This is a genomic window from Streptomyces africanus (genome assembly GCF_002150735.1).
In the GTDB taxonomy this organism is placed as follows: Bacteria; Actinomycetota; Actinomycetes; order Streptomycetales; family Streptomycetaceae; genus Streptomyces; species Streptomyces africanus.
Genome location: NZ_MUKA01000501.1, coordinates 1 through 9,075, shown reverse-complemented (window position 1 = coordinate 9,075; position 9,075 = coordinate 1). Strand labels below are relative to the sequence as shown.

Annotated in this window: 7 protein-coding genes; 2 read left to right on the top strand and 5 right to left on the bottom strand. The window is 69.9% G+C overall.

Features of this window, described 5'->3' with window-relative positions; genetic code table 11:
- Window positions 1-223: 223 nt before the first annotated feature.
- Window positions 224-1,486 carry a histidine--tRNA ligase gene (gene hisS / locus CCL05_RS40795; RefSeq protein ID WP_086565621.1) on the bottom strand — a complete coding sequence of 421 codons (1,263 nt, stop codon included), beginning with the start codon at window positions 1,484-1,486 and terminating at the stop codon, window positions 224-226.
- 11 nt (window positions 1,487-1,497) lie between these two features.
- Window positions 1,498-2,205, bottom strand: a complete 708-nt coding sequence (locus tag CCL05_RS40790) for an MBL fold metallo-hydrolase (protein ID WP_086565620.1) — start codon at window positions 2,203-2,205, stop codon at window positions 1,498-1,500.
- Window positions 2,206-2,372: 167 nt separating this feature from the next.
- Here CCL05_RS40790 and CCL05_RS40785 point away from each other — a divergent pair, with 167 nt between their 5' ends.
- A complete protein-coding gene (locus CCL05_RS40785; protein ID WP_086565619.1) occupies window positions 2,373-3,218 on the top strand; it encodes a peptidylprolyl isomerase in 846 nt (281 codons plus the stop codon).
- Between the two features lie 135 nt (window positions 3,219-3,353).
- A complete protein-coding gene (locus CCL05_RS40780) occupies window positions 3,354-4,583 on the top strand; it encodes a DUF349 domain-containing protein (RefSeq protein WP_086565618.1) in 1,230 nt (409 codons plus the stop codon).
- A gap of 82 nt (window positions 4,584-4,665) precedes the next feature.
- Here CCL05_RS40780 and relA read toward each other — a convergent pair whose 3' ends face one another.
- From relA to secF, 3 genes are all read right to left on the bottom strand, one after another.
- Window positions 4,666-7,179 carry a GTP pyrophosphokinase gene (relA, locus tag CCL05_RS40775; RefSeq protein WP_086565617.1) on the bottom strand — a complete coding sequence of 838 codons (2,514 nt, stop codon included), beginning with the start codon at window positions 7,177-7,179 and terminating at the stop codon, window positions 4,666-4,668.
- 195 nt (window positions 7,180-7,374) lie between these two features.
- Window positions 7,375-7,914 (bottom strand): adenine phosphoribosyltransferase, encoded by a 540-nt coding sequence (locus CCL05_RS40765; protein ID WP_086565616.1) that lies wholly within the window; start codon window positions 7,912-7,914, stop codon window positions 7,375-7,377.
- Window positions 7,911-9,026: a protein translocase subunit SecF gene (gene secF, locus CCL05_RS40760; RefSeq protein WP_086565615.1), complete on the bottom strand. Its 1,116-nt coding sequence runs from the start codon at window positions 9,024-9,026 to the stop codon at window positions 7,911-7,913. The genes CCL05_RS40765 and secF overlap by 4 nt, the downstream gene beginning before the upstream one ends.
- Between the last annotated feature and the right edge of the window lie 49 nt (window positions 9,027-9,075).

Below are 9,075 nucleotides of genomic sequence, written 5' to 3'. Positions count from 1 at the left end.
CCTCAAACGCCGGACGGGCTGAGAGGACGAAGCCGCCCGGGCAGGAGCGCCGGCCCAACCCAGTCACGCCCATCCACAAACGCCGGACAGGGTGTGAGGGCGAGGCCGGCCGGACAGGGGCGCCCATGCAGCCCACGCAGGAGCGCCGGCCCAGCCCAGACACGCCCATCCGCAAACGCCGGACAGGGTGTGAGGGCGAGGCCGGCCAGGCAGGGGCGGCGGCTCAGCCCAGGCGGGCTTCCAGTTCCGCCACGATCTCGTTCACCCCGACCGCCGTCTGCTCGCCCGACTCCATGTCCTTGAGCTGGACGACGCCCTCGGCGAGGTCGCGTTCGCCGGCGACGATCGTGTAGCGGGCGCCGCTGCGGTTGGCGTTCTTCATCGCGCCCTTGAGGCCCTTGCCGCCGTAGGAGAAGTCGGCCGCGATGCCGTTCTTGCGCAACTCCGTGACCTTGGCGAACAGGACCCGGCGGGCCTCCTCGCCGAGCGGGACGGCGAACACGCTGGTGGTGGCGGGGAGTTCGAGCTCGATGCCCTCCGCCTCCAGCGCGAGGACCGTGCGGTCGACGCCGAGGGCCCAGCCGACGGACGGCAGCGCGGGGCCGCCGATCATCTCGGAGAGGCCGTCGTAGCGCCCGCCGCCGCCGACGGCGGACTGGGAGCCGAGGCCGTCGTGGACGAACTCGAACGTCGTGCGCGTGTAGTAGTCCAGGCCGCGCACCAGCTTCGGGTCGTCCTCGAAGGCGACGCCCGCCGCCGTGAGCAGCTCGCGCACCTCCTCGTGGTACGCCTTGCAGGCGTCGCAGAGGTAGTCGCGCAGCAGCGGGGCGTCCCCGAGCTGCTTCTGCACCGACTCGCGCTTGTCGTCCAGGACGCGCAGCGGGTTGATCTCCGCCCGGCGCAGGGTGTCCTCGTCCAGGTCCAAGCCGCGCAGGAAGTCCTGCAGCGCCGTCCGGTACACCGGGCGGCACTCCTTGTCGCCCAGGCTGTTGAGCAGGATCCGGAAGTTGCTCAGGCCCAGCGAGCGGTAGGCCTGGTCGGCCAGGATGATCAGTTCGGCGTCCAGCGCCGGGTCCTCGGCACCGATCGCCTCGGCGCCGACCTGGGAGAAGTGGCGGTAGCGGCCCTTCTGGGGGCGCTCGTAGCGGTAGTACGAGCCGGAGTACCAGAGCTTGACGGGGAGGTTTCCCGCCTTGTGCAGGTTGGCCTCCAGCGCGGCACGCAGCACGGAGGCCGTGCCTTCGGGACGAAGGGCCAGCCGGTCGCCGCCCTTCGTCTCGAAGGCGTACATCTCCTTCGTCACGATGTCCGTCGACTCGCCGACGCCGCGCGCGAAGAGTTCGATGTTCTCGAAGCCCGGCGTCTCGATGTAGCCGTAGCCGGAGTTGCGCAGCGGCGCGGCGATCGCCTCGCGGACCGCAAGGAACGTCGCGGAGTCCGGCGGGATCAGGTCGTACGTGCCCTTGGGGGCCTTGAAGGTGCTCACGGAAGGTCTCGTCACATTCCTCGTCGGGGAGCCGGGGATGCTCCCTGGCCGGCCGCCACCTGCCGCAGATACGGGTTGGTGGCGCGCTCCTGGCCGATGGTGGTCTGGGGGCCGTGGCCGGACAGCACCACGGTCGAGTCGTCGAGCGGCAGGCACACGCGGGCCAGCGAGTCGAGCATCTCGGCCATGTCACCGCCGGGCAGGTCGGTGCGTCCGATGGAGCCGGCGAACAGCAGGTCGCCCGAGAACAGGATCGGCGGGATGTCCGCCGCCTCGGGCATACCGAAGGTCACCGACCCCTTGGTATGGCCGGGCGCGTGCGCGACGGACAGCTCCAGGCCCGCCAGCTCCAGCTTCGCCCCGTCGGCCAGCTCCTTGACGTCATCGGGCTCCCCCACGGTCAGTTCGCCCAGGAGCGGCATCCCGATGGAACGGCCGATTCCCTTCTCGGGGTCGTTCATCATGTACCGGTCGTCGGGGTGGATCCAGGCCGGCACGTCGTGCGCGCCGCACACCGGGACGACCGACGCCACGTGGTCGATGTGGCCGTGCGTGAGGACGACGGCGACGGGCTTGAGCCGATGCTTTCTGAGCGTTTCCTCGACGCCGTCGGCGGCCTGATGGCCGGGGTCGATGATCACGCACTCCTCACCGGCGGCGGGGGCGACGAGGTAGCAGTTCGTCCCCCAGGCCCCGGCGGGGAACCCGGCAATGAGCACGATCGTCCTTCGTTGTGTCGATACGGGCGGCTGCGGCTGCTGTCAGAGCCTACCGGCGCTGCCGATTCCTCAGCGAACCCATATACGGTACGGGGCACACGCAGGCGGTCGGCGCACAGGCCCCACGCGTACCGGTCGACGTTCGAGACCCATGAGGAGAGAACCCGGTGGTCAGCCAGGAACAGCGGCGGCGTCAGCTCGCCCGTGAGAAGTACTTGCGGCAGCAGCAGCGGCGCACTGATGCGCGACGCAAGGCCCGTATCCGCAACTCCGTGATCGCCTCGGTTCTCGGCGTGGTCGTGGTGCTCTCCGTGTCGGTCTACCTGACCAAGCCGTTCGAGGACGACGGCAAGAAGGAGAACGCGGGCGCGGAGGTCACCCCGAGCGCCTCGCCCAGCAAGGCCCCGGACCCGTGCGAGAAGCCGGCCCCGGGCAAGGTCAAGTCGGAGACCTGGAAGAAGGAACCGGCGATGACCATCGACAAGTCCGCGAAGTACACGATGAAGCTGGACACGACCTGCGGCGAGATAGACATCGCGCTGAAGGCGTCGGCGGCGCCGCACACCGTCAACTCGTTCAACTTCCTCCTCGGCAAGGGCTACCTGGACCACAGCAAGTGCCACCGGCTCACGGACCAGCAGATCTACGTCCTGCAGTGCGGCGACCCGCAGGGCACCGGCATGGGCGGCCCCGGCTACACGATCCCGGACGAGAATCTGAAGGACAAGAGCCTCAAGGGCGGGGTGTACCCGGCGGGCACGGTCGCGATGGCGAACCAGTACAACGCCCAGACGAAGCAGGGCCGCAACAGCGGCGGCAGCCAGTTCTTCCTCGTCTACCAGGACAGTCAGCTGCCGCCCGACTACACCCCGTTCGGAACGGTGTCCGAGGCGGGCATGAAGGTCCTCAAGAAAATCGCCGCCGCCGGAGCGCAGGCCCCCGACCCTCAGACGGGCAACACCGCGCCCAACGCGACGGTCGTGATCAACAAGGCCACGGTCGCGAAATCCTGACCCTCAACTGCGTAATTTCGGTCGCGCGGGATGCGGACAGGCCCCCCGCCGGTCGCCTATGTTGGCCGTGACGAAACTGTGGACGATGCCCGGGGGAGCTTCAGCCCCTCGCAGGCATCATGTGGAGGAGGCGCTGTGAGCAGCGACCCGTGGGGCCGCGTCGACGAGACGGGGACCGTGTACGTGCGTACGGCCGACGGCGAGCAGGTCGTCGGTTCGTGGCAGGCAGGCTCCCCCGAGGAGGCGCTGGCCTATTTCGAGCGCAAGTACGAGGGCCTGGTTGTCGAGATCGGCCTCCTCGAGAAGCGAGTGAAGACCACCGACCTGTCGGCGAAGGATGCCCAGGCGGCCATCGACCACATCCGGGAGCAGGTCGACGCGCACCACGCGGTGGGCGACCTGGATGCCCTGCGGGTCCGGCTGGACAAACTCACCGAGCTGGTGGAGGCGCGCCGCGAGGAGCGCAAGGCGCAGCGGGCCAAGCAGTCCGACGAGGCGCGCAAGGCCAAGGAGGCGCTGGTCGTCGAGGCGGAGGAGCTGTCGCAGTCCGACCAGTGGCGGGCGGCCGGTGAGCGGCTGCGGGCCCTGGTGGACACCTGGAAGGGCCTGCCGCGGCTGGACCGCAAGTCCGACGACGAGCTGTGGCACCGGTTCTCGCACGCGCGGTCGGCGTTCTCCAAGCGGCGCAAGCAGCACTTCGCGCAGCTGGACGCCCAGCGCGAGGAGGCGCGGCGGACCAAGGAGCGGCTGGTCGCCGAGGCCGAGGCACTGTCGAATTCGACGGACTGGGGTGCGACGGCCGCGCGCTACCGGGAGCTGATGGCCGAGTGGAAGGCCGCCGGCCGGGCCCAGCGCGAGCACGAGGACGATCTGTGGAACCGCTTCCGCGGCGCCCAGGACGTCTTCTTCGCCGCGCGAAGCTCGGTGTTCGCCGAGCGGGACGCCGAGCAGGCGGAGAACCTGAAGCTCAAGGAGGAGCTGGCCGAGGAGGCCGAGAAGCTCCTGCCGATCACGGACCTGAAGGCGTCCCGGGCGGCGTTCCGTGCGATCAACGAGCGGTGGGAGGCCATCGGTCATGTGCCGCGCGACGCCCGGCCCAAGGTCGAGGGCCGGATGCACGCGGTCGAGCGGGCCCTCCAGGAGGCCGAGGAGACCGAGTGGCGCCGGACGAACCCGGAGGCACGCGCGCGTGCCGAGGGTCTGACCGGCCAGCTCCAGGCCGCCGTGGACAAGCTGAGGGGCCAGATCGAGCAGGCCCGGGCGCAGGGCAACAACGCCAGGGCGGACAAGCTGGAGCGTGAGCTCGAGGGCCGTCAGGCGCTGCTGGACCAGGCGCTGAAGGGTCTGCAGGAGTTCGGCGGCTGATCAGCCGGTCGGAAAGGGGCCCCGTACATGCCGTACGGGGCCCCTTTCGCGTGGTCGCTTTTCGCGTGGTCGCCGCGAGCCGTTACGACCGGCTGCGCGCCGACGTCACCCGGTACACGTCGTAGACGCCCTCCACACCCCGGACCGCCTTCAGCACATGGCCGAGATGCTTCGGGTCGCCCATCTCGAAGGTGAAGCGGGAGGTGGCGACGCGGTCGCGGGAGGTCTGGACCGCCGCGGAGAGGATGTTGACGTGCTGGTCGGACAGGACGCGGGTGACGTCCGAGAGGAGCCGGGAGCGGTCCAGGGCCTCGACCTGGATGGCGACCAGGAAGACCGAGGACTGGGTGGGCGCCCACTCGACGTCGAGGATGCGCTCGGGCTCGCGGGACAGCGAGTCGACGTTGACGCAGTCGGTGCGGTGAACCGATACGCCGCTGCCGCGCGTGACGAAGCCCATGATGGGGTCGCCGGGGACGGGCGTACAGCAGCGGGCCAGCTTGACCCACACGTCCTCGACGCCCTTGACGACGACGCCCGGGTCGGCGCTGGAGCGGCGCTTGCGGCTGCGGCCGCGGGCCGGCGGGATCGACTCGTCGATCTCCTCGGTGGCGGCCTCCTCGCCGCCGAGGGCCTGGACGAGTTTCTGCACGATGTTCTGCGCGGAGACATGGCCCTCGCCGATCGCCGCGTACAGCGCGGAGATGTCCGCGTAGCGCATCTCGTGCGCGAGGGTCACCAGGGAGTCGCCGGTCAGGATGCGCTGGATCGGCAGGTTCTGCTTGCGCATGGCGCGGACGATGGCGTCCTTGCCCTGCTCGATCGCCTCGTCGCGGCGCTCCTTGGAGAACCAGGCGCGGATCTTGTTGCGGGCGCGCGGTGACTTGACGAAGCCGAGCCAGTCGCGGGAGGGACCGGCGCCGGGTGCCTTGGAGGTGAAGACCTCGACCAGGTCGCCGTTGTCGAGGGTGGATTCCAGCGGGACCAGCCGGCCGTTGACCCGGGCGCCTATGGTGCGGTGGCCGACCTCGGTGTGGACCGCGTAGGCGAAGTCCACCGGCGTGGCACCCGCGGGGAGCGCTATGACGTCGCCCTTGGGGGTGAAGACGAAGACCTCGTTGCGGGAGAGGTCGAAGCGCAGCGACTCCAGGAACTCGCCGGGGTCCTCGGTCTCCTTCTGCCAGTCCAGCAGCTGCCGCAGCCACGCCATGTCGTTGATGGCGTCCTTGTCCTTGCCGGAGGACTTGGGCGCGTCCGTGCGCACCTTGGAGGCGCCGGCGACGGCCTCCTGCTTGTACTTCCAGTGCGCCGCGATGCCGTACTCGGCGCGGCGGTGCATGTCGAACGTGCGGATCTGGAGTTCGACCGGTTTGCCGCCGGGGCCGATGACCGTGGTGTGCAGCGACTGGTACATGTTGAACTTGGGCATCGCGATGTAGTCCTTGAACCGGCCGGGGACCGGGTTCCATCGCGCGTGCACCGTGCCGAGGGCCGCGTAGCAGTCGCGGACGGTGTCCACCAGGACGCGGATGCCCACCAGGTCGTAGATCTCCGCGAAGTCCCGGCCGCGGACGATCATCTTCTGGTAGACGCTGTAGTAGTGCTTCGGACGGCCGGTGACGGTCGCCTTGATGCGGGCCGCCCGCAGGTCCTGCTGGACCTCGTCGGTGACGATGGCCAGGTACTCGTCGCGCTTCGGGGCGCGCTCGGCGACCAGGCGGACGATCTCGTCGTACATCTTGGGGTAGAGGATCGCGAAGGCGAGGTCCTCCAGCTCCCACTTGATGGTGTTCATGCCCAGGCGGTGGGCGAGCGGCGCGTAGATCTCCAGGGTCTCGCGCGCCTTCTTCTCCTGCTTCTCGCGCTTGAGGTAGCGCATGGTGCGCATGTTGTGCAGGCGGTCGGCGAGCTTGATGACCAGGACGCGCGGGTCCTTGGCCATGGCGACGACCATCTTGCGCACGGTCTCGGCCTGCGCGGCCTCGCCGAACTTGACCTTGTCCAGCTTGGTGACGCCGTCGACGAGCAGGGTGACGACGTCGCCGAAGTCGCGGCGCAGGTCGTCCAGGCCGTACTCGGTGTCCTCGACCGTGTCGTGCAGCAGGCCCGCCATCAGCGTGGCCGGATCCATGCCCAGCTCGGCGAGGATGGTCGTCACCGCGAGGGGATGCGTGATGTACGGGTCGCCGCTCTTGCGCTTCTGGCCGCGGTGCCAGCGCTCGGCGACCTGGTAGGCGCGCTCGATCTGGCGGAGCGTCGACGTCTCGATCTTCGGGTCGTTGCTGCGCACTATCCGCAGCAGCGGCTCCAGCACCGGGTTGTACGGGTTCGCGCGCTGGACGCCGAGGCGGGCCAGGCGGGCGCGGACGCGGTTGGAGGAGCCGGTACGGGCCGGCTGACCGGAGGCCTGCCGCACGGGCGGGGCGGGCTTGGGGCGCGCCTGCTCGGCGGGCTTGTCGACCGGCGCCGACTGGGCGTGCTCGACCGGCCCGCGGGTGTCGTTCTTCGCGTGGGGCGCGTTCGGCGCGGGCTTGGCCGCGGCTGCCGAGGCGGACTCGGGCTTGGCGGCGGTCAGGTGCTGGGCCTCGTCTGGCAAGAGGGCTCCTCGTGCGCGATCCGGGTCCCCCGGTCAGGCTCCGGAGACCCCATGGTAGCCATCCTGGGCCCCAGGATCGCCTTCAGGCCAATGTGAGGACCGTCTACCCCAAGAAACACGAGAGGCGGGCGCCGGATTCCTCCGGGCCCGCCTCCGCGCTGTCGTGCCGGTGTACGGCGCTCTGCGGTGGGGTTTCTAGACCGTGAGCAGCGCCTCCAGCGGGGCGCCGTTCAGAGCCGGCTCCAGGCGGGCGCGGCCGCTGAGGAAGCCGAGCTCCATGAGGACGGCGAGGCCCGCGACCTCGGCGCCGGCCCGGCGGATGAGCTGGACCGAGGCCTCGGCGGTGCCGCCGGTGGCGAGGACGTCGTCGACGATCAGGACGCGGTCGTCGGCGGTCAGGTCCTCGGCGTGCACCTCGATCTCCGCCGATCCGTACTCCAGGTCGTAGGCCTGGGCGAGGGTGGCTCCGGGGAGCTTGCCCGCCTTGCGTACGGGGATGAAGCCGAGGCCGGCGCGGACGGCGACCGGGGCGCCGAGGATGAAGCCCCGGGCCTCCAGGCCGACGACCTTGGTGGCACCCGTGCGCTCGGCGATCTCGGCGAGGGCGTCGGTGAGCGCGGTGAACGCCGCCGGGTCCGCCAGGAGCGGAGTGATGTCCTTGAACATCACGCCCGGCTCCGGGTAGTCCGCCACGTCCCTGATGCGGCTGAGCAGCAGCTCCCTGATGTCGGTCATCGGCGCTTCCCCGAGGGACGGCCACGGCCCCGGGTGCGGGACGCGGGCTGGTTGCGGGGGCCGACGACCGCGGGTGCCGCGTCCTCGGGCTCGCCGTCGTACGACTCGTCGGTGCCCTGGGGCTCGGTACCGGCCTGGGCGCCGGACTGCGCCCGCTTGGCGAGGACGCGCTTCCTGAGGGCCTTCAGCTGCGGCTCGCGCTCCTTGAGGTCGGCGACGAGCGGCGTGGCGATGAAGATCGAGGAGTACGCACCGGCGGCGAGGCCGACGAACAGCGACAGCGAGATGTCGTTCAGCATGCCGGCGCCGAGGACACCGCCGCCGATGAACAGCAGGCCCGCGACTGGCAGCAGCGCGACCACCGTGGTGTTGATGGAGCGGACCAGGGTGCTGTTGATCGAACGGTTGGCGATGTCGCTGTAGGTCCAGCGGGTCTGCTTGGTGATGTCCTTGGTCTGTTCCTTGAGGCTGTCGAAGACCACGACCGTGTCGTAGAGCGAGTAGCCGAGGATGGTCAGCAGACCGATCACCGTGCCCGGTGTGACCTCGAAGCCGACCAGGGCGTAGATGCCGACCGTGATGGTGATGTCGTGGATCAGGGCGACGAACGCGGCCAGCGCCATGCGCCACTCGAAGGCGATCGCCAGGTAGAGCACCACGAGGACCAGGAAGATGCCGAGGCCCTGCCAGGCCTTGCCGGCGATCTGGTCACCCCAGCTGGGGCCGACCAGTTCGGCGTTGATCTGCTCCTTGTCGATCTTCAGATCGTCGGAGAGCTTGTCCTTGATCTTGTCGGCCGCGCCGGTGTCGATGCCGGCCACCTGGATGCGCAGGCTGCCGTCACCGAGCTTCTGGACGATCGCGTCGTGGCCGGAGGCCTCTTCCGCGTACGTCTCCGCCTGGGACACCGAGGCACTGGTGTTCTTCGGGGTGTTGAAGACGGCCCCGCCCTGGAACTCGATGCCCATGTTCAGGCCGCGGACCGCCAGGCCGACGATGGCCGTGATGGTGATCAGGATGGAGAGGCCGTACCAGATCTTGCGGTTCTTGACGAAGTCGTAGCCGACCTCGCCACGGTGCAGTCGGGCGCCGAGGGTGCCGAGTTTCGACATCTCAGGCCTCCTTGGTGTCGACGGGGGCGGCGGGGCGGCGGGTGCGGCG